Origin of the sequence: Pantoea sp. RIT-PI-b (assembly GCF_001187905.1) — a bacterium.
Lineage (GTDB): Bacteria > Pseudomonadota > Gammaproteobacteria > Enterobacterales > Enterobacteriaceae > Pantoea > Pantoea nemavictus.
In genome coordinates this window covers 603,908-624,895 of the sequence record NZ_LGIS01000012.1, presented here as the reverse complement: position 1 = coordinate 624,895, position 20,988 = coordinate 603,908, and the positions used below count along the sequence as shown (strand labels likewise).

The window sequence follows — 20,988 nt, the reverse complement described above, 5'->3', positions numbered from 1 at the left end:
GATGATGGCGAACGTTAAAACCAGGTTGACGAATGCGGTACTGCCCTGGGTTTTGCCGGTGGTGCTGATTGCGGTGTGGCAACTGGCATCGCAGGTGGGCTGGCTGTCGACGCGCATTCTGCCGTCGCCGGAAAATATCCTCATCACCTTCTGGAAGCTGACGGTAAGCGGTGAACTGTGGCAGAACCTGGCGATCAGCAGCTGGCGCGCCGCTATCGGCTTCTCCATTGGCGGTTCGATTGGTTTGATTCTGGGTTTGATTACCGGCACTTCACGCGTGGGTGAACGCTTGCTGGATACCTCGGTGCAGATGCTGCGTAACGTACCGCATCTGGCGCTGATTCCGCTGGTGATTTTGTGGTTCGGTATTGACGAATCCGCCAAGATTTTCCTCGTGGCGCTGGGTACTCTGTTCCCGATTTATCTCAACACTTATCACGGTATTCGCAACATTGATCGTGGCCTGGTGGAGATGGCGCGCAGCTATGGTTTATCCGGCTGGAGCTTATTCATTCAGGTGATTTTGCCGGGTGCGCTGCCGTCCATTATGGTCGGCGTGCGTTTTGCTCTCGGCCTGATGTGGCTGACCTTGATTGTCGCCGAGACCATTTCCGCTAACTCCGGCATTGGTTATCTGGCAATGAACGCCCGTGAATTCCTGCAAACCGATGTGGTGGTGGTGGCCATCATTCTCTATGCCCTGCTCGGCAAACTGGCTGACGTCGCGGCACAACTGCTGGAGCGCGTCTGGCTGCGCTGGCATCCGGCCTATCAATTGAAGGAGAACGCATGAGCAACGCAACCCTAAATCCGGCGCGCCTGAATCGCGGTACACCGGTTGGCGTAAAGGGCGTCAGCAAGCAATATGGCGATCGCACCATCCTGAACAATATTGATCTGCACATTCCGTCCGGACAGTTTGTTGCAGTTGTTGGCCGCAGCGGCTGTGGCAAAAGTACCCTGCTGCGCCTGTTAGCTGGCCTGGAATCCACCACGCGCGGTGCCTTACTGGCCGGAAATGCGCCGTTATCGCAAGCACGTGAAGACACGCGGCTGATGTTCCAGGATTCACGCCTGCTGCCGTGGAAAAAGGTGATTGATAACGTTGGACTGGGACTGAAAGGCCGCGAATGGCGTGCCGCCGCACTGGAAGCGCTGGATGCCGTTGGTTTGGCCGACCGCGCCAATGAGTGGCCCGCAGCCTTGTCCGGCGGTCAGAAACAGCGCGTGGCGCTGGCGCGTGCGCTGATTCACCGTCCCGGTTTGCTGCTGCTCGACGAACCGCTGGGTGCGCTGGATGCATTAACGCGTATTGAAATGCAGGGATTGATTGAGTCGCTATGGCAGCAGCATAACTTCACCGTGCTGCTGGTGACGCACGATGTTAGCGAAGCGGTGGCGATCGCCGATCGCGTGCTGCTGATTGAGGAGGGACAGATTGGGCTGGATTTGCTGGTCGATTTGCCGCGTCCGCGCCGTCGCGGATCTGCGCGTCTGGCGGAACTGGAGGCCGAAGTGCTGGATCGCGTGATGAAGCGAGGTTCATCGGAGCAGCCGCTGAAGTTTGCACAGCAGAGTTGATCAAAGACGCGCGATAAATCGCGCCGCTACAAATACGTGCAAAGTCCCGTAGCGGCGCAATTTATTGCGCATTGTTTTCTTAAGCGTTCAATGCTTTAGTGATCTTCTCGTACAGATCGCCAGACAGCTTATCCAACCCTTTCAACGTCTCCAGCGCCTTGCGCATCAACGCCTGACGGTCGGCATCGTAACGCTTCAGACGAATCAACGGCTCGATCATCCGCGCGGCCACCTGCGGGTTACGCGTATTGAGATCGGTCAACATCTCTACCAGGAACTGATAGCCGCTGCCATCTTTGGCGTGGAATGCCGCCGGATTAGCAGAAGCAAATGCCCCAATCAGCGAACGAATACGGTTCGGGTTGCCCATGGTGAATGATCGGTGATGCAGCAGTTCGCGCACCTTGCTCAGCACATCCGCCGCCGGGCTGGTGGCTTGCAGCACAAACCATTTATCCATCACCAAACCATCCTGATGCCAGCGCTCGTCGTATGCGGCTAACAAGGTATCGCGGCACGGCAGATTCGCCGCTACGGCCGCAGCCAGCGCCGCTAACGCGTCGGTCATGTTGTTCGCCTGCTGATATTGCGCCTGCACCAGCTTGTCTGCTTGTGCCGCATCGGCAAACGCCAGATAGCCAAGGCAGACGTTTTTCAGCGTGCGCTTGCCAATTTCTGCATGCTCAATTTTGTATTCGTTGCTTTGGTTGGCCAGATAGAGGGCAAAGAATTCATCACTCAACTCTTTAGCCAGCGTACGTACCAGCGCATCGCGCACCGCCGAGATCGCCAGCGGATCGATGACATCAAACAGTTCCGCAATTTCATTCTCAGAGGGCAGCGACAGAATCAACGCTTTCAGCGCCGGATCGCCCTGCTCATCCAGCAGCACCGCGCGGAATGCATCGGCGACATGCAGCGGCAGCGACAGCGGCTGCCCCTGCTGATGGCGGGCCACATTCAGACGAATGTAAGTGGCCAGCAGACTCTGTGCCGCATCCCAGCGGGCGAAATCGTTGCGCGCGTGACGCATCAGGAAGGTGAGCTGCGCATCGCTCCATTTATAGTCGAGCTTCACCGGCGCGGAGAATTCACGCAGCAGTGAGGGCACCGGCTGGAAATAGACTTTGTCGAAAATAAAAGTCTGGAACTCTTCGGTGACGTTCAGCACGTGATGCACCGGATGTCCGTTGTGCTGCAGCGGGATCACGTTGCCTTCGTTATCGTACAGTTCGATATCCAGCGGAATGTGTAGCGGCAGTTTCTCTTTCTGCTCGGCGGTGGCCGGCGTACGCTGGGTGACATGCAGCGTGTACTGCTCAAGCTCAGGATTGTAGTCATCGCGCACCGTCAGGATTGGCGTGCCCGCCTGGCTGTACCAGCGGCGGAACTGAGAAAGATCAACGTTGGAGGCATCTTCCATCGCCTGCACAAAATCATCACAGGTGGCAGCGCTGCCATCGTGGCGCTCGAAATAGAGCTGCATGCCCTTCTGGAAATTCTCTTCGCCGAGCAAGGTGTGCATCATGCGGATCACTTCCGAACCTTTCTCGTATACCGTTAAGGTGTAGAAGTTGTTCATCTCGATCACCTGATCCGGTCGGATCGGATGCGCCATGGGGCTGGCGTCTTCGGCAAACTGCGCACCACGCATCACGCGCACATTATCAATGCGGTTGACCGCACGTGAACCGAGGTCTGAACTGAACTCCTGATCGCGGAACACCGTCAGGCCCTCTTTCAGGCTGAGCTGGAACCAGTCGCGGCAGGTGACGCGGTTACCCGTCCAGTTGTGGAAATACTCATGTCCAATAACCGCTTCAATGCCAAGATAATCTTTGTCGGTGGCCGTTTCGGCTTTCGCCAGCACATATTTGGAGTTGAAGACGTTGAGACCTTTGTTCTCCATCGCGCCCATATTGAAGAAATCCACCGCAACGATCATAAAGATGTCGAGGTCATACTCGAGGTTGAAGCGCTCTTCATCCCACTTCATGCTGGCTTTTAGCGAGGTCATCGCCCAATCGGCGCGATCCAGATTGCCGCGGTCGACAAAGATCTCCAGCGCCACATCGCGGCCTGAGCGGGTGGTGAAACTGTCACGTAGCACGTCGAAATCACCGGCTACCAGCGCAAACAGGTAACAGGGTTTCGGGAAGGGATCTTGCCACTTCACCCAATGACGGCCATCTTCATGGCGCCCGCTCTCCAGCTTGTTGCCGTTCGAGAGTAAATAAGGATAGCGTGCGGCATCGGCAATAATGGTGGTGGTAAAGCGCGCCAGCACATCCGGGCGGTCGAGATACCAGGTGATGTGGCGGAAACCTTCGGCTTCACATTGGGTACAAAGCGCTTCGCCAGATTGATATAACCCTTCCAGCGCGGTGTTTTTATCCGGATGGATGTCATTAATGATGGTCAAGGTAAAGTTGTCCGGCACCTGGCTAATGAACAACGCGCCCTCTTCTTCGCGATAATGCGACCATGGATTGCCATCCACCGCTAGCGACACCAGCGTGAGGTCTTCACCATCAAGGCGCAGCTCCGCATCCGCAGCACCCAGTCGCTTGACCTGACTGACCGCCGTAACGCGCGTAGAGGCGGCATCCAGTTCAAACGTCAGGTCGATGTCGGTAATGGTGTAATCCGGCGCACGGTAATCGTGGCGATATTTAATTTGCGGCTGTTGCGTCATAAGTCCTTCTCGCATCTTTTAATCGTTAATATGTTGACCCGTCAAAGTCTAAGCGGGTTGTGCCTTCGTTGCTACGCACAATGCGTGCCTTCGTTGAAAAGGCTACAATTCATTAACAATGGCACAAATGACCCTCGACCTGCCACCCGCAATTATGGTGTGATCGCGGTCATTACTGTTTTATACTCCTGCGTCTTTATGACTTTGTTGAACACCGGGCTCTGCTCCGCGGAAGAGGATGCTGAAACGCACCATGACTGGACATGCTTCCCCGATTTTGACCACGCTGCTTGATACCGATGCGTACAAGCTTCATATGCAGCAGGCCGTCTATCATCGCTATTATGATGTCCCGGTTACGGCGGAATTTCGCTGCCGTGGCGATGAACTGCTGGGTATTTATGCGGACGAGATCCGCGCACAAATTGAAACCCTGCAAACGCTTGCCCTTAGCGACGATGAGTATCACTACCTTAGCGGGCTCCCCTTCTTTCAAACCGATTACCTCAACTGGCTGCGCCAGTTCCGCCTCGATCCTTCACAGGTAAATGTCCGCAACGACAATGGCCATCTGACGATTCAGATTCATGGTCCGTGGCGTGAAGTGATTCTGTGGGAAGTGCCGTTGCTGGCGTTGATCAGTGAAGTCGTGCATCGTCATCGCACGCCGCAGATGGGTGTGGACCAGGCGGTAGCGCACTTGCATGACAAGCTGGTGGCGTTCCGTCAGCAGGTGGGTGATTTGGATATGTCGCGCTTCCAACTGATGGATTTCGGCACGCGTCGCCGCTACTCCAAAGCGGTGCAGGAAGCGATTGTCAGTGCGCTAAAAGCCGAATTCCCGTGGTTGGTTGGCACCAGTAACTACGATTTGGCGCGCCGTCTGCAACTTAATCCGGTGGGTACTCAGGCGCATGAATGGTTCCAGGCGCATCAGCAGATTAGCCCGGTGCTGGCGAATAGCCAACGCGCCGCGCTGCAATCGTGGCTGGATGAGTATGATGATCAATTGGGCATCGCACTCACTGACTGCATCACGATGGACGCCTTCCTGCGCGACTTTGGGCCAGGCTTCGCCCATCGTTATCAGGGTTTGCGTCACGATTCCGGCGATCCGGTGGAATGGGGCGAGAAAGCCATTGCGCACTATCAGCGTCTGGATATCGACCCGAAAAGCAAAACGCTGGTGTTCTCAGATAACCTCAATCTGGACAAAGCGCTGGCGCTCTATCGTCATTTTGGTCAACGCGCCAATGTGGTATTCGGCATCGGTACGCGTTTGTCCTGCGATATTCCCGGCGTTACGCCACTGAATATCGTGATCAAACTGGTGAGCTGCAATGGCAAACCGGTGGCAAAACTCTCCGATAGCCCTGGCAAAACCATATGCCAGGATAAAGCCTTCGTGCGTGCCTTGCGCAAAGCTTTCGATCTGCCGCTGGTCAAAAGAGCCAGCTGATTCCTATTACAGGGTGCTTGCACCCTGCTTCTCGTCAACAAATCTCCCTTTCACCTGCCAATTTTGCTTGTTTCCTGTTGGCTCGCAAGTAACATAGCAAAACCCCGAAAAAGGGCTTTTATCCACTATATATATAGAGAGAACTTTATGAGCGTTGTGCCTGTAGCGGATGTACTGCACGGCCGTGTCGCGGTTGACAGTGAAGTCACCGTACGTGGTTGGGTGCGTACCCGAAGAGATTCCAAAGCTGGTCTTTCCTTTATCGCCGTTTACGACGGTTCCTGCTTTAATCCCGTTCAGGCCGTCGTCAATAATTCTCTGAATAATTATCAGGATGAAGTGCTGCGTCTGACCACCGGCTGTTCCGTGATCATTACCGGCAAAGTGGTGGAATCACCGGGCGAAGGCCAGGCATTTGAGCTGCAGGCGACCCAGGTTGAAGTCACCGGCTGGGTTGACGATCCAGATACCTATCCCATGGCGGCAAAACGTCACAGCATCGAATACCTGCGCGAAGTGGCGCATTTGCGTCCGCGTACCAACCTGGTTGGCGCCGTGGCTCGCGTACGTCATACGCTGGCGCAGGCGCTGCATCGCTTCTTCCACGAAAACGGTTATTTCTGGGTCTCCACTCCGCTGATCACCGCTTCGGATACGGAAGGTGCTGGCGAGATGTTCCGCGTGTCGACGCTCGACATGGAAAACCTGCCGCGCGATCCGCAGGGCAAAATCGATTTCGATAAAGATTTCTTCGGCAAAGAGGCGTTCCTGACCGTATCTGGTCAGCTCAATGCCGAAACCTATGCCTGTGCGCTCTCTAAGGTGTATACCTTTGGCCCAACCTTCCGTGCTGAAAACTCCAACACCAGCCGCCATCTGGCGGAATTCTGGATGCTTGAGCCAGAAGTGGCTTTCGCAACGCTGGATGATGCCGCAGCCCTGGCTGAAGCCATGCTGAAATACGTGTTCCAGGCGGTGTTGAATGAGCGCGCGGATGACATGGCTTTCTTTGCGGAGCGCGTTGACAAAGATGCAGTTGCCCGTTTGGAACGTTTTGTTCAGACCGATTTTGCGCAGGTGGATTATACCGATGCGGTAGAGATCCTGCTGAAAAGCGGCCAAACCTTCGAGAACCCAGTGTCTTGGGGCGTGGATCTCTCATCTGAACACGAGCGTTACCTTGCCGAGCAGCACTTTAAAGCACCGGTGGTAGTGAAAAACTATCCGAAAGACATCAAAGCTTTCTATATGCGTATGAACGACGATGGCAAAACCGTGGCAGCGATGGATGTCCTCGCGCCGGGTATCGGCGAAATCATCGGTGGTTCGCAGCGTGAAGAGCGTCTGGATGTACTGGATGCGCGTCTGGCAGAAATGGGCCTGAATAAAGAAGATTATTGGTGGTATCGTGACCTGCGTCGTTACGGCACCGTCCCACATGCAGGCTTCGGATTAGGTTTCGAACGATTAATCGCCTATGTCACCGGCGTACAAAATGTAAGGGATGTTATCCCCTTCCCACGTACCCCACGCAATGCGAATTTCTAAAATTAGCGATTAATTATAAGTAATTCATATATATAAAGAGGTCGGCCTAGCCGGCCTTTTTTTATTTTTGTAAATTTAGAGTTCTCTCACAAAGTTCCCGATATTTTACAAATTGTAATACAATTTTTCCTTTTGATACTCAATTGCGAGATTTGAATCATCTTCGGGCTAGAATTAGCAACCCCGTGATGGAAAGATGCGTGCAGACACAGGAGACATCAAACTTCTTTCAAGGTTCTGTAAAGATTTCTTGGCAGCAGTGGCAGATGTCCAAATAACTCCAATGAGGGTAATAAAAAATGATGAAGCGCAACATTCTTGCAGTGGTTATCCCAGCTCTGTTAGCTGCAGGCGCAGCAAACGCAGCAGAAATTTATAACAAAGACGGCAACAAACTGGACCTGTACGGTAAAGTTGATGCACGTCACACTTTCTCTGATGACGCTGGTAATGATGGCGATGCAACGTATGTTCGCTTCGGCTTCAAGGGTGAAACTCAGATTACCGACCAGCTGACCGGTTATGGCCAGTGGGAATACAACGTTCAGGCTAACAACACTGAAGGCGCTGATGCGCAAGACGGCAACAAAACCCGTCTGGGCTTCGCCGGTCTGAAATTTGGTGATGCAGGTTCATTCGACTACGGTCGTAACTACGGCGTTATCTATGACGCAATGTCTTACACTGACCAACTGCCAGTGTTCGGTGATGATACCCTGTATCAAGACAACGACAACTTCATGATTGGTCGTTCAAGCGGTCTGGCTACTTACCGTAACAGCAACTTCTTCGGTCTGGTTGAAGGCCTGAGCTTCGCAGCACAGTACCAGGGCAAAAACGAAGGTTCTCGTGACCCACTGGCACAGAACGGCGACGGCTGGGGTACTTCTGTAGCGTATGACACCGGTATGGGCATCAGCGCTGTCGGTTCTTACTTCTCTTCTGACCGTACCAACGATCAAGTTGCAGATGGCAACGGCGACAAAGCTGACGCATACGGTTTCGGTCTGAAATATGACGCGAACAACGTATACCTGGCAGCATTCTACGGTGAATCACGTAACACCACTGCTTACGGTAGCTTCGCTCGTCAGACTGCTAACAAAACTCAGAACTTCGAAGTGGTTGCACAGTATCAGTTCGATTTCGGTCTGCGCCCATCCATCGCTTACCTGCAGTCTAAAGGCAAGCAGCTGAATGGCAACACTAACACCGACAACGGTGCGACCTTCGCTGGTGGCGATGCTGACCTGGTTAAATACATCGAAGTGGGCACCTACTACTACTTCAACAAAAACATGTCTGCGTATGTTGACTACAAAATCAACCTGCTGGATGACAACGATTACACCCGTGCTCAGGGCGTAAGCACCGACGACGTAGTTGGCGTTGGCCTGGTTTACCAGTTCTAATCATCCGATTAGAGTTGCGTAATACCTAAAAACGGAGCCTTCGGGCTCCGTTTTGCATTTCAGTGATCGGCTTCGCAATTAGCTTTTCTACTTTCAGCACCCGCCCTATTTCTTTTTTATATCAACGGTTGGCAAGCGTGCCGTCTAACGCTAACCTGATAGCTCATTTCGCTAAAGTTCACCCAAACGGAACTGACTCATGTTTGAATCGATCTCTGCCGCACCCGCCGATCCTATTCTGGGACTGGCTGACCTTTTTCGCGCCGATGACCGCCCGACTAAAATCAATCTTGGCATTGGTGTGTATAAAGATGAAACCGGTAAAACGCCGGTACTCACCAGTGTTAAAAAAGCTGAGCAGTATCTGCTGGAAAACGAAACCACCAAAAACTATCTGAGCATTGATGGTCTGGCGGATTTCGCGCGTTGTACGCAGGAATTGCTATTCGGAAAAGAGAGCCCATTAATCTCAGCGGGCCGCGCCTGCACAGCACAGACGCCCGGCGGCACCGGCGCCCTGCGCGTAGCGGCAGATTTCCTGGCAAATCAAACTGACGTGAAGCGCGTTTGGGTGAGTAATCCAACCTGGCCGAACCATAATAATGTGTTCAACGCCGCGGGCCTCGAAGTATGTGATTACCACTATTATGACGCAGCAAGTCACAGCCTCGATTTTGACGGCATGGTGGCATCACTGCAGGAAGCCAAAGCGGGCGATGTAGTGTTATTCCATGGCTGCTGCCATAATCCAACCGGCGTCGATCCAACAGCCGATCAGTGGCAACAACTGGCGAAGCTGTCGCAAGAAAAAGGGTGGCTGCCACTGTTCGATTTCGCCTACCAGGGCTTTGCTCGCGGTCTGGATGAAGACGCTGAAGGCCTGCGTATTTTTGCAGCGTCACATCAGGAACTGATTGTTGCCAGCTCTTACTCTAAGAACTTCGGCTTGTATAACGAGCGCGTCGGCGCCCTGACGCTGGTTGCAGCGAGTAGCGACGTGGCGAAAACCGCGTTCAGTCAGGTTAAATACACCATTCGCGCCAACTATTCGAATCCACCTTCACACGGTGCTGCGGTAGTCGCCACCATTCTCAGCAATGATGCGCTGCGTACTATCTGGATTCAGGAACTGACCGATATGCGTCAGCGCATCCAGCGCATGCGTCAGCTGTTTGTGAATACCCTGGCGGAGAAAGGGGCTAACCAAGACTTTAGCTTTATCATTAAGCAGAACGGCATGTTCTCATTCAGCGGGCTGACTAAAGATCAGGTGGTGCGTCTGCGTGAGGAGTTCGGTGTATATGCGGTGAATTCTGGTCGCGTTAACGTGGCTGGTATGACGCCAGACAATATGTCGGCGCTGTGCGAGGCGATAGTCGCGGTTTTATAATCCGTTAAATAATTCATGATGCAGGCAGGCGGCAAACGAGAGAGTCCCGATGAGCTTACATTAGTAAGCGATTAGGCGAACGAGAGCAGCTAACGCGCCTGCAACATGAAACGGGTAAAAAAATGGGCCGGAATGGCCCATTTTCTATTCTTGCAGGAAAGGATTGCTAACGCGCTCGCGCCCCAACGTCGAGACAGGTCCATGACCCGGCACGAAAGTCACATCATCGCCTAATGGCAGCAGCTTGGTTTTAATCGCATTAATCAAGTCGCTGTGGCTGCCCTGCGGGAAATCGGTGCGTCCAACGCCCCCGTTAAATATCACATCCCCCGAAATCAGCAGACGTCCCGCACGGTCGAAGAACACAATATGGCCTGGCGTATGGCCGGGGCAAAGCAGCACTTCCAGTACGACATTGCCAACCTGCACGGTTTCGCCCTCTTCCAGCCAGCGATCCGGCGTCAGCGGTGCGCATTCCGGTAAGCCAAACATACGGCTCTGAGTCGGCAGATTATCCAACCAGAAAGCATCAAGCGGATGGGGACCGACGATCGGGACCTGATAGTGTGCAGCCAATTCTGCAGCGGCCCCAACATGATCGAGATGACCATGAGTGAGCAATATTTGCGACGGCGTTAAACCACGTTCAGCCAATATTGCTTTGATAGTTTCCGCATCACCGCCGGGATCGACCAGTGCGGCTTGTTGCGTTTCATCATCCCAGATAACTGAACAGTTCTGGGAAAAGGCCGTAACCGGAATAATTTGGTAATTCATAGCGCTCCATGACCGACACACGCAGCGCTGCCGGTATCAGGACCAGTGCCTTGCAGGCCCGGTATCAATGTGTACGAAGTTGCTGCGCGGGTAATATCCTACACCACCGGCGCGCATAGATAACGCCGCTTTGCGAACATTGCTCAACGAAATTCCCTCAATATGGAAATCCATCGCTTGTCCTTTAGTGTGATAGCTTTTTTTCGCCACGCCCGGACCGGACTCACGCAACATATTGTTGGTTGCCAGAGAACGGTAACCCGAGATCAGCTGCACCGGTTTACGCGTATCCAGCAATGTCTGCAAACGATAAAGCTGATCAAAAAGATGGGGATCGATATTCTTCACCTGATTGGCGCGGAAATCACGGAAGAAGTGGTTTAAACGTGCTAACTCATCCTTGTCATAACGCTTACCGTTAAAAAACTCTGTTTTGAGGGTTTCACCGGTATGAAGGTTACTAAGCGTCAATACTCGTGGGCGGGCAGTGGAAAGCGAAGCCAGAGCGGAGCCTGGAAGCATCGCCAAACCTGCTGCTGCGCCTCCAATCAAGAGTAATCGACGACGTTGAGAATCAAAATTAGCCATGAAACGGGGTTACCTAATCTAAAGCGGATAAAATATGTGCGAAAAGTACACAAGGCCGAACATTAACCGCAGGCAAAAGCTCAGTCAACCCAGAATATGGCGCAGACGGCCAAAACCAGCGCAAAATCAAATTTTCGCGACTGGTCTTGGTTAATGAAATGTAAAAGGAGGAGCGTCAAATCAATGACTAAAGCAGTAATTGTCCTGCTTTATGCAATACCTGACTGCCGGAACGCGCGGGATTATCATAATTGTAAATATCTGTACGATACTGTGGTTGCCCATCATCGGCGACCCAGGCGGTTAAATAATAGAGGTTGACCGGAATCCGATGGCGAATCGACACATAACGCGTGTTGCCCTCTTTCAATGTGTCCGAAATACGTCCGTCGTTCCAGCCCACATCCTGCAGCAAGAGATCGGCCAGCTCTGACGCTTTATTCACGCGCACGCAGCCCGAGCTAAGCGCCCGAATATCACGCTGGAACAGCGTGTGGTTGGGCGTATCGTGCAGATAAATGGCATCCGAACTTGGCATGTTGAACTTGTAACGCCCAAGTGAGTTGGTCGCGCCTGGCGCTTGGCGAATGCGATATGGGAAACTCGCTGCCGACACCATATGCCAGTCAATCATCGACGGATCAATCACTTCGGCATCAGCGCTCCAGCCAGACAGCAGCGTGTAGCCATGCTTATACAGGTAAGTCGGGTCCTGCTTCACTTTTGGCACAATATCCTGGCGTACCAGAGTAGTCGGAACGTTCCACGGTGGATTCAGCACCACATTATTCAGTGCGCTGCGCATCAATGGCGTTTTGCGGTCAGGACGTCCCACAATCACCCGGGATGACAGAATGGTGGCACCGTTGTTGTAGTAGGTCAGTGAATAGTTCGGGATATTCACCATGATGCCGTTATGCATATCATCCGGCAGCAGGCGCAGACGCTGGATATTCAGTGCCAGCAGCGAGGCACGCAGCTGCGGCGGCACATTCAACCATTGACGCGTACGCGGACCAATCGCGCCGTCATCTGCTAATCCCTGCCAATGCTGGAAGCGCTTGACCCCCTCGACCAGCGCAGTGTCATAGACATTGGGACCGGATGCCGTCGGAGTAGCAGCCACATTATTATTGGCCACGTCAGGAGAAGCAGCGAGAGCAGGCGCTGCATCAATATCATCAAAGTTTGCAGCGGACGGACTCACTGCCACCGGTTGATTGCTCTGGCTTACGGGAACCGGCGCTGTGGGTACTGCATCTTCTGCAGGTGTTGGCGTGCTACTGTGGCTAGCGGTCAGCATGCCTGTACGTTGCAGAATCTCACGCAGCGCCGGCACATCATTACTGATCTGGCCCGGGCGCAGGGTGCTGCTGTCGCGCAGTTGCGGCCATGGATTATTATCAGTCAGCAGGGCTTTCAGTGCGTTATGCATCGGCAGGTATTGCGGATGCTGTGGTTGCAATGACAACACGAACGTGCGGCTACCACCGGCGTTAACCGCATTCTGCCATTGATTGATCGCCGCTAGCGCTGGCATGGTCAGCTTATACGGCACATTGCTGTAGAGCCAGGTTTCGCCTTGCGTCGGCACGTTGGCAACGAATTGCAGATAGCCTAGCATGGCATCACTCAGCACGATATCGCGCGCCAGCCCTTTGATATTAGGGTTGGTCAGCCGCTCCACCCAGCGGGTAAATTGTGGCTGCACGCCGGAGAGCGCCACTTCCGCCAGCTGTTGCTGAAACGCCTGCACCGCTTGCGGGTCTTGCCAAAGCGGTGCCATATCACGCGATGCGTAAATGCCGGCTAAGCCCGGCAAGTAGAAAGGTTGCTCAGTGGCGCTAAAGGCCTGCTGAATTTGTTGCTGGCTGGCAGCAACTGACATTGTACTGTGCGTAGAGTGGGGTAGCGTGGAGGTGATGGCCGCATAGCTTACCGTCAACGGCGATAATACCAATGACAAACCGAGTGCTACTGCAGCACGACTCATTTTGCTCTTATTGTTTAGCAACATCCCTGCCCCCTTCTCACTAATGACACAGCGCCCTGTGATCGCCATGTACAGCCATACTCTTAATGTTGAGTATACGAATAAAAAACGGCATCTGCCTCTCAGTGCAAATGCCGCTTATAGATTAAACGCAGTGCTGTTTTTTAACCAGATTCAGCGTTAGCTATTTTCCGTTTCCAGACCGAGCCTGGAATTTTCATTTTTCACCGGCGATGGGTCCGCTGAAAAACCGCGCAGACCAACGACATGCACGTGCTCAGTGTTGTTAAACACCTTACGCACCAGCTTGTAGGTGGTCCCTTTTTCCGGGCTGATGTTTTCCGGTGCTGCAATAACCAGCTGCATCTCCAGACGTTCGCACAGCTCAAACAGCGTAGCGATTGAACGTGCATCCAGACGCGCCGCTTCATCAAGGAACAGCAGACGGCACGGCGAAATATCTTTGCCACGCAGACGACGCGACTCCTCTTCCCAGCTCTGGACCACCATCACCAGAATCGACATCCCGGTACCAATCGCTTCACCGGTAGAAAGTGCGCCACTTTCCGCACGCAGCCAGCCATCAGAACCACGGTTAACCTCCACTTCCATCTCGAGATAGTTGCGATAGTCGAGTAGCTCTTCACCAATGGTTTGCGGCGTGCGCTGGCCCATATCGATCTGCGGATTCAGGCGCTGATAAAGTTTCGCCAGCGCTTCTGAGAAGGTCAGGCGATTACTGGTGAACAGATCCTGATGCTGCTCATGCTCTTCTGACAGCGTATCCAGCAGCGTTGAGTGCGCTTCACGTACGTTAACGTTCAGGCGAACGCTGCGCACCTGACCAAAGCTTACGGCCTGCAAGCCCTGATTCAGTTGGCGGATACGGTTCTGCTCGCGCTGGATCGTTTTGCGAATAATGTTCGCCGCACTGCGTGAACTGATGGCTAGCGTTTGCTCGCGCGCGGTCAGCTCTTCAGTCAGACGATTCAGTTCGATTTCCATCTGTTCGATAGCTTCGACCGGATCGTCGGTACGAATGATGTCCTGACGAATACGTTCACGCAGATGCTGGTACACCGCGATAAAGAACTGAATCTTGCGTTCCGGACGTTTCGGATCTTCAGACATGCGCAGCACATCGCGCAGATGTTCGTTATCCGCCACCGCCAGACGCAGCGCACCCAGCGCCTTATCCGACATGGATCGCAGCTCATCGCCGCTGAGATACGCCAGTTCGCGACGATGCAAACGACGCTCAACGCCGTTCTCTTTAACCAGACGCAACACCGTGCACCAGCCCGCTTTGGCAGTAACCACCTGCTCACGAATCTGGTGATAATCGCGCTCCAGCTTGCGCAGTTTCTTCTGCAGGCTGTCCATCTCGGCTTCACAGAAGGTGATCTGTTTTTCCAGCTGATTGCGACGCGCACGGTTATGGCTAAGCGCGCTGTACAACTCATCACGACGAATGCGCGCCCGCTCTTCCGCGCTGGCATCCGCCTGCACGCCGATATCCTGCATCTCTTGCTGCAGCTCTTTCAGCATGTCGCGCTTAGCATCGTAAGAACTTTTTAGCGACGCCAGCACCTGTGAATACTGCGTCAGCTGCGCCTGATGCCCGCGCAGACGTTCGCGCGCGCGGCTGCGCTCGCCTTCTGCCTGCTCGAGACGCTGGCGCAGTTGTTCATTGAGATCGGTGTTGCCGCCCAACATGCCAGCCGAGCTTTCATAGTTGAAATGCGCACGGCGCTGCACCACTTCGGTCAGGGCAAAGGCCTGCTGACGTGCATCGCGCTGCTGTTGCTGTGCCTGCTGATAATCGCGCTGCAACTGATCGTGCTGCTGCGGATCGCTTTGCAGTACCGCAATCAACGGCTCCAGTTTGCTGAGTTTGCTGCCGTGCTGATGCAGGAAACGCGCGGCTTCCTGCGCCTCTTCCACGCGCTCGCGAATCTCTTCACAACGATCGCCGAGCGTATCATCGAGCAGCAGATTAACGCGCGGTAATAGGCGGTTCAGCTGGCTCACGCCCTCTTTAGCCTGCTCAAACTGTGCGCGCTGCTGTTGATTGTCGTTTTCATGCTGCGCCAACGCACGCTCCAGTTCGCCACGGCGGCTGTTGAGCTGGCGAATCAGTGCTTCCGGATCTTCATCAAACGCCACCGCTAAGTGGCTACCGATAAAGCGGCTGAAGGATTGATGCAGACGTTGGGTTTTCTGCACATCAAACGACAGCGTGGCGTAACGCTCAGCCAGCTGTTCACGTTCGTTGTTGAGCAGCTCAAGCTGATTTTCACGCGCCGCACGACCAAATAGCGGCACTTTCGGGAAGCGTGAGTAGCGCCACTGACGCTCAGCCACTTTCACCACCACCGCTTTTTCCAGCTCTTCGACGCTAAAGACGCTATCGTCAAACGCTTGCGGATCGCCCTCAATCAGGTAGAGATCTTCCGGGCACTCATCTAAACCGTCGAGCAGTTCGCGCACCAGCGACAAATCTGGCACCACGATGGCGTGACGCGATGGACCATACAACGCCGAGAAGTACGGCGCGTCATCCAGCGTGACATCGTCGTAAATTTCAGACAGCAGCACGCCGCCAAAGCGTTCCGCCAGCTGCGTCAGGCGCGCATCTTCCGCTCCGCCCGGCTGGCTCAGTCGTTCAATTTGCTGTTCGACTTCACGCTTACGCGCCGCCAGCTCATCGCGCTCAACGGTGGTTTCGCGCTCGCGCTCCAGCAGTTGCTGCATAAACTCGGTGATTTGCTGGCTGCTGGTCAGCTCCTGGCCGGTTTGCTCGCTGAGTTGGGTGAGGATCTCCTGCGCTGCCAGCCAATGTGGCGCGCGCGCGGTCAATGCGGTAATACGCTCACGCAGCTGCTCCAGCTCCTGACGCATCAGCATGCGGCGTTCACCCGCATCCGAGACGCTTTCATTAAGCTGCTCGATTTGCGCTTCGAGTTCACGCTGCAAACCGTCCAGTGCATCCGCATCGTATTGCTGGCCCTGACGTTTACAGAAGTCCGCCAGCAGGCGCTCGGCATCATGCTGCTCACGCAGACGGGTTTCCAGCTCGTTGAGACGCAAACGCAGCGATGACAGCTGATCGGCATGATGACGCTGATTAGCCGCATCGCGCAGTAATTCGCGCCCCACTTGCCAGGCATCCTGACGGCCGACGTCATCACCGGCAATGCTGGTGACCAGGCTTAACGCCTGCTCGAACTGGCTGTGTGCCGCTTCGGCGACGCTCAGCTTCTGCTCCAGACGCAGTAATCGCTCGGTGGCTTCTTCTTCCCGCGCCTGGAAGGTTTCCTGCCATTCGGCAGCATTATCGATACTCAAATCGGGCAGCTGACACTGCGTACGCGCTTTTTCCAACGCCTGCAATGCCTGCTGATACTGAATCGCCCGCGTCTGTTGCACATCAAGTGCCTGCTGAAAATCAGCAAGCTGGCTTTTCAGCTCATCCACTTCGATTTCAGCCGCTTCGGCGCGCGCTTCATTCTCTTCCTGCACGTCACGCGCTTCAGCAACCACTTCGTTCTGCTCTTCCAGACGATAGGTCAACTCTTCCAAATCGGCATCGTATCGCTCGATTTTCTCCTGCTGACGCATCGCGGTTTGCACCAGATTGAGGTGATCGCTGGCACCCTGATAATCGGTTTCCAGGTCGTTCTCGGCAGCGTTGTGCTCAGACAACTCACGCGCCATCTCAATGTGACGATACTGCTCGGAAATCAGCTGATTGCGACTGGTGAACAACTCATTACGCAGTTGGAGCGCACCGTCGAGGTGAATACGACGCTCGTTGGCGTGGCGCATGTAGTCGGCAGAAACATAGCTGGTGGCTTCAGAGATCAGATGCTTAAACAGGTCGCGATCGGACTGGGTGACGCGAATCGCTTCCAGCGTCATGCGGTTTTCACGCAGCGCGGCTTCCATATCCTGGAAAGCCTTACGCACGCCGCCGTTTTCCGGCAGCAGGTAGTCGCGCAGCGAGCGGGTAATGGCGCTAGAGATACCGCCATACAAGGAAGCTTCAATCAGGCGATAGAACTTACTGCGATCGCTGGCATTACGCAGACGACGCGGCACTACGCCGAGCTCGAACAGCACCGCATGATAGTCCGTTACTGAGTTGTACTGGCGGAACTGCACGCCTTCCTGCGCTTCAACGCGCTCCTTCACTTCCGTCAGCGGTAAGACGCGCGCCTGGCGGTTGTTGAGGATTTCAGTCAGCATGTCGGTTGGCTGCGAATCCGTCGGTAAACCGTGAATACTGAATGGCTTGATATCGACCTTTTTATCGCGCCCGGCCACCTGCTGCAGACGCACCCCAACCACCACACGTTGATGGCGTGAGTTGACCACATCCAGCACCGAATAACAGACGCCAGCGCGCAGTTTGCCGTGCAGCCCTTTATCGCGCGAACCCGATGTCGCCCCCGCTTCGGTGGTGTTTCGGAAGTGCAACAGCGTTAGATCAGGGATCATCGCCGTGACGAAGGCCGCCATGGTGGTAGATTTACCGGCACCGTTACCGCCCGATAGCGTGGTCACCAGCTCATCGAGATCAAAAGTACGGGCAAAGAAGCCGTTCCAGTTGATCAGCGTTAGCGAACGAAATTTACCGCGTTCAATCATGCTTGCTCATCCTCCGCGTTATCACTCGCGTCGCTTTCAGCGTCAATATCATTATCTGCTTCATCGTTCTCTGTCGCAGCCGGCGCGCTTTCCAGCGTCATCGCTTCACCGTCACGAATCAGACGCAGCTGCGCTTCACGCGCATCGTCACCGCTGCGCACGTCAGCACCAAAGCGGAACACCGATTCGGTGATGCGGAATTTGCTGCTGTCATTGCCCATAAACCACACCATGCCAAGACGGCGCAGACGGCTCAGCGAGGCGCGCATTTTTTCCTGCAGCTTAGCGCGATCGAGATCGGAACCGGTGGAACGCTGGTTCACCAGCTTCAGCAGTTTGCTCTCATCGGCCAGCGACAGCAGCTCGTCGTACAGCTCCTGGTGGGTAAAAATTCCCTCATTGGCCAGACGTTCCGGACTGAGATAGAGGTAACAAAGAATTTTGCCCACCATCATATCCAGCTCGGACAGTACCGAGCGCGGAATCAATGTGGTAGAACGCGGACGCAGATAGAAAAAGCCTTCCGGCGCGCGGATCAGTTCAACGTTGTAGCGCGCGTAAAACTCTTCGAGGTATTCCTGGTAATCCATCAGGAAGGCGTGATTATCCAGCTCTTCAATGCCAATGTGGCGACCCGCGCGTAACTGGCTATCGAGCGCCGGGAAAATCGGATTTGCCAGAGCCAATGCCAGTTTGACTGGCATCACTTGTTCAATATTTGTCGATGACATGTGCCTGCACCTTGGCTCCGTAATCATTAATGGCCTGCCATTGCGCAGGCAGGCCGGCTAAATCAGCTTCGGCCACGCCGAGTCGTACCGCCTGGTCGATGACGATACGTGCCAAATCAAAGTGGCGCGCGCGCGGATACTGCGACAGGTAGTCGCGCATAACCGTCGCCAGATGGAGCGGTTTCTGCTCCTGCTTGTAGATCTGCAGCGCCTCTTCGATCATCGCGGCCAGCTGTTCGCGAATCTCATTAAACTCTTCATATTCCATTTCCGGCGGCAGCTCGCCCATCACTTCGTCATTGCGCAGCGTCATCTCTTCATCGCGCATATCATAAAGACGATCGGCATTGGCGTAGGTTAGCGCCCACGGCTGGTCGAAATAGTTCTGCACCGACAGGCGTAAACGCTGCGCAAAAACGCGGTTCTTATCCATGTCGATGGCGGTACGAATAAACTTATGTACGTGGCGGTCATAGCCGATCCACAAATCGATAGCCTGCTGGCCCCAGCTGATGATGCGATCCAGCTTGTTTTGCAGATCAAACACCAGCTTATCGACAAAGCCGAGATCCGGGCTGCTCAGCGTGGCGTCCTGGATACGCAGCAGGTTGGCCTGCAGCTTATCGCCCGCCGCCTCTAGCGTATCCTGCAGCTCACGTAGGGTACCGGAGGTTTCTGACAACAACATTTCACAGCTGGAGATCGCCGCACGCCAATCTTTGTTAAGCAGATCGGCAATATCGGTTTTCACCGCCTGTTGCTGCTCATCCATCAGACGTTGCGTCATGTCGATGCTATCAAAAATTTCCGCCACCGAATATTTCAGCGGCGCAAAGACGTTGCGATGCCAGTGGAATTCGTCACCATCTTCTTCGGCCGCATCCGCCGCGCGTTTAAGTTCCTGCGCCACAATCGACAGCTGCATCGAGAGACGCAACGTGGAGAATTCACGCTGGCGAATGTAGTAGTCGGTAATGCCGATGGCGAGCGGCGTCAGACGATAGATGGCGTGGCCTTCCGTCAGCTCACTGGTAAAGCGGTTGAGCAAGCGCTGGCGCACCATGTCATTAATGGCGTTATTGGCACGCACCTGCACGGTTTCGTGGGTTTGTTCGAAAGCCTTGCTAACGTGACGAAACGCGTCAATCAGCTCGCCTTCGCTCATCTCGCCGTCCATGCGCTCACCGTTTAAGGTGGCGATAGCCAGCAAAAAGGCCAGACGTTCTACCGGCAACGCAAGCGAAAAGTCGTTCTTGCGCGCCCATGCCACCAATTCGGGGACCGTCTGGGAAAATTCGCTCATAATTGATCCTTCTGACTGGGTTTGCGCGCGGTCACGTGGATATAGCGCCCTAAACTCAAAAAGGGCTCCTGGCGACAGAAACGCCGTTCCATCTCAATGATTTCCTCAACGCTCTTCCCTGCGCCGGGTTGCGGCTTCATATAATCACAGAAGACGCGAATGCCCGCACGCCGTTCAATTTCAAATCCGCAGTTTGTCAGCCAACGCGTCACATCATCGGGATCGCGAGGGAAATCCGGCGACAGCGTGCGCTTTTTGCGTTTGCTCATATTGGCGCGCATATAGCCGAAATTACCGAGCGTTAGGGTGCGGAAAGTTAAGCCATGCGCGTTGTAGAACATCAGCGACAGCACGCCGCCAGGCTTCAACGTGTGCCACAACGCTTGCAGCACCTCTTCCGGCTGTGCGACCCATTCCAACACCGCGTGAAACAATACCAGATCAACCTGCGTATCCAAATGTTCGCCCACCTGCTGGGCGCTAATTTGTTTGAATTGCATGTTGTGGCTCACACCCGCGTTGTGCGCATGTGCTTCGGCCAACTTCAGCATCTCGCCAGAGAGATCGCACAGCAGCACCTGATGACCACGTGCAGCCAGGCCGCTTGAGATTTGTCCCACGCCGCCACCGGCATCCAGCACCGCGAGCGGTCCAGCGGGCAGCGTGGGTAACAGTGCTTCCAGTTCATCCCAGACGATCGCCTGGCGCACCTGGCCTTTGCGCGTGCCATAAATGTTCTGTGAGAATTTGTCCGCCAGATCGTCAAAGTTACGATCCTGCATGATGATGGCTCCGCTTTGCTGCATTCAACTTGTGCTATTTTGTCACAGGCTCAACAAGAATGAACCTTTCATGCCACCG

Annotated in this window: 14 protein-coding genes; 6 read left to right on the top strand and 8 right to left on the bottom strand. The window is 54.4% G+C overall.

Annotated elements, in window-relative coordinates; all coding sequences use genetic code 11:
* Positions 1 to 4: 4 nt before the first annotated feature.
* Positions 5 to 793 carry an aliphatic sulfonate ABC transporter permease SsuC gene (gene ssuC, locus AC790_RS04545; protein ID WP_007887383.1) on the top strand — a complete coding sequence of 263 codons (789 nt, stop codon included), beginning with the start codon at positions 5 to 7 and terminating at the stop codon, positions 791 to 793.
* Positions 790 to 1,581, top strand: a complete 792-nt coding sequence (gene ssuB / locus AC790_RS04540) for an aliphatic sulfonates ABC transporter ATP-binding protein (protein WP_049851031.1) — start codon at positions 790 to 792, stop codon at positions 1,579 to 1,581. Before ssuC ends, ssuB begins: the two co-directional genes overlap by 4 nt.
* 79 nt (positions 1,582 to 1,660) lie before the next feature.
* Here the strand turns inward: ssuB and pepN are convergent, their stop codons facing one another.
* Positions 1,661 to 4,276: an aminopeptidase N gene (gene pepN, locus AC790_RS04535; protein ID WP_049851030.1), complete on the bottom strand. Its 2,616-nt coding sequence runs from the start codon at positions 4,274 to 4,276 to the stop codon at positions 1,661 to 1,663.
* Positions 4,277 to 4,529: 253 nt separating this feature from the next.
* Between pepN and pncB the strand changes: the two genes are divergently transcribed.
* From pncB to AC790_RS04515, 4 genes are all read left to right on the top strand, one after another.
* The gene (gene pncB / locus AC790_RS04530; RefSeq protein ID WP_049851216.1) at positions 4,530 to 5,735 is read left to right on the top strand and encodes a nicotinate phosphoribosyltransferase; all 1,206 of its coding nucleotides are present in this window, start codon (positions 4,530 to 4,532) and stop codon (positions 5,733 to 5,735) included.
* Between the two features lie 147 nt (positions 5,736 to 5,882).
* On the top strand, positions 5,883 to 7,283 hold the full coding sequence (gene asnS, locus AC790_RS04525; protein WP_049851029.1) for an asparagine--tRNA ligase: 1,401 nt from the start codon (positions 5,883 to 5,885) through the stop codon (positions 7,281 to 7,283).
* A gap of 299 nt (positions 7,284 to 7,582) precedes the next feature.
* Positions 7,583 to 8,695, top strand: coding sequence for a porin OmpC (ompC, locus tag AC790_RS04520; protein ID WP_049851028.1), 1,113 nt, complete (start codon positions 7,583 to 7,585; stop codon positions 8,693 to 8,695).
* 199 nt (positions 8,696 to 8,894) lie between these two features.
* Positions 8,895 to 10,085, top strand: coding sequence for an amino acid aminotransferase (locus AC790_RS04515; RefSeq protein WP_049851027.1), 1,191 nt, complete (start codon positions 8,895 to 8,897; stop codon positions 10,083 to 10,085).
* Between the two features lie 144 nt (positions 10,086 to 10,229).
* Here AC790_RS04515 and AC790_RS04510 read toward each other — a convergent pair whose 3' ends face one another.
* From AC790_RS04510 to cmoM, 7 genes are all read right to left on the bottom strand, one after another.
* On the bottom strand, positions 10,230 to 10,862 hold the full coding sequence (locus AC790_RS04510; RefSeq protein WP_049851026.1) for an MBL fold metallo-hydrolase: 633 nt from the start codon (positions 10,860 to 10,862) through the stop codon (positions 10,230 to 10,232).
* 36 nt (positions 10,863 to 10,898) lie between these two features.
* Complete coding sequence (locus tag AC790_RS04505) at positions 10,899 to 11,450, bottom strand: YcbK family protein (RefSeq protein ID WP_007887399.1); 552 nt, start codon at positions 11,448 to 11,450, stop codon at positions 10,899 to 10,901.
* 187 nt (positions 11,451 to 11,637) lie between these two features.
* Complete coding sequence (gene ldtD / locus AC790_RS04500) at positions 11,638 to 13,467, bottom strand: L,D-transpeptidase (RefSeq protein WP_049851025.1); 1,830 nt, start codon at positions 13,465 to 13,467, stop codon at positions 11,638 to 11,640.
* 156 nt (positions 13,468 to 13,623) lie between these two features.
* Positions 13,624 to 18,093 (bottom strand): chromosome partition protein MukB, encoded by a 4,470-nt coding sequence (gene mukB / locus AC790_RS04495; RefSeq protein WP_049851024.1) that lies wholly within the window; start codon positions 18,091 to 18,093, stop codon positions 13,624 to 13,626.
* A complete protein-coding gene (mukE, locus tag AC790_RS04490) occupies positions 18,090 to 18,824 on the bottom strand; it encodes a chromosome partition protein MukE (protein WP_007887407.1) in 735 nt (244 codons plus the stop codon). Before mukE ends, mukB begins: the two co-directional genes overlap by 4 nt.
* Positions 18,805 to 20,127: a chromosome partition protein MukF gene (gene mukF / locus AC790_RS04485; RefSeq protein ID WP_007887410.1), complete on the bottom strand. Its 1,323-nt coding sequence runs from the start codon at positions 20,125 to 20,127 to the stop codon at positions 18,805 to 18,807. Before mukF ends, mukE begins: the two co-directional genes overlap by 20 nt.
* Positions 20,124 to 20,909: a tRNA uridine 5-oxyacetic acid(34) methyltransferase CmoM gene (gene cmoM, locus AC790_RS04480; RefSeq protein ID WP_007887412.1), complete on the bottom strand. Its 786-nt coding sequence runs from the start codon at positions 20,907 to 20,909 to the stop codon at positions 20,124 to 20,126. The genes mukF and cmoM overlap by 4 nt, the downstream gene beginning before the upstream one ends.
* Between the last annotated feature and the right edge of the window lie 79 nt (positions 20,910 to 20,988).

Coding starts and splice junctions, on each gene's coding strand:
- ssuC (WP_007887383.1), top strand. CDS start 5: ATGGCGAACGTTAAAACCAGGTTGACGAATGCGGTACTGCCCTGGGTT.
- ssuB (WP_049851031.1), top strand. CDS start 790: ATGAGCAACGCAACCCTAAATCCGGCGCGCCTGAATCGCGGTACACCG.
- pepN (WP_049851030.1), bottom strand. CDS start 4,276: ATGACGCAACAGCCGCAAATTAAATATCGCCACGATTACCGTGCGCCG.
- pncB (WP_049851216.1), top strand. CDS start 4,530: ATGACTGGACATGCTTCCCCGATTTTGACCACGCTGCTTGATACCGAT.
- asnS (WP_049851029.1), top strand. CDS start 5,883: ATGAGCGTTGTGCCTGTAGCGGATGTACTGCACGGCCGTGTCGCGGTT.
- ompC (WP_049851028.1), top strand. CDS start 7,583: ATGATGAAGCGCAACATTCTTGCAGTGGTTATCCCAGCTCTGTTAGCT.
- AC790_RS04515 (WP_049851027.1), top strand. CDS start 8,895: ATGTTTGAATCGATCTCTGCCGCACCCGCCGATCCTATTCTGGGACTG.
- AC790_RS04510 (WP_049851026.1), bottom strand. CDS start 10,862: ATGAATTACCAAATTATTCCGGTTACGGCCTTTTCCCAGAACTGTTCA.
- AC790_RS04505 (WP_007887399.1), bottom strand. CDS start 11,450: ATGGCTAATTTTGATTCTCAACGTCGTCGATTACTCTTGATTGGAGGC.
- ldtD (WP_049851025.1), bottom strand. CDS start 13,467: ATGTTGCTAAACAATAAGAGCAAAATGAGTCGTGCTGCAGTAGCACTC.
- mukB (WP_049851024.1), bottom strand. CDS start 18,093: ATGATTGAACGCGGTAAATTTCGTTCGCTAACGCTGATCAACTGGAAC.
- mukE (WP_007887407.1), bottom strand. CDS start 18,824: ATGTCATCGACAAATATTGAACAAGTGATGCCAGTCAAACTGGCATTG.
- mukF (WP_007887410.1), bottom strand. CDS start 20,127: ATGAGCGAATTTTCCCAGACGGTCCCCGAATTGGTGGCATGGGCGCGC.
- cmoM (WP_007887412.1), bottom strand. CDS start 20,909: ATGCAGGATCGTAACTTTGACGATCTGGCGGACAAATTCTCACAGAAC.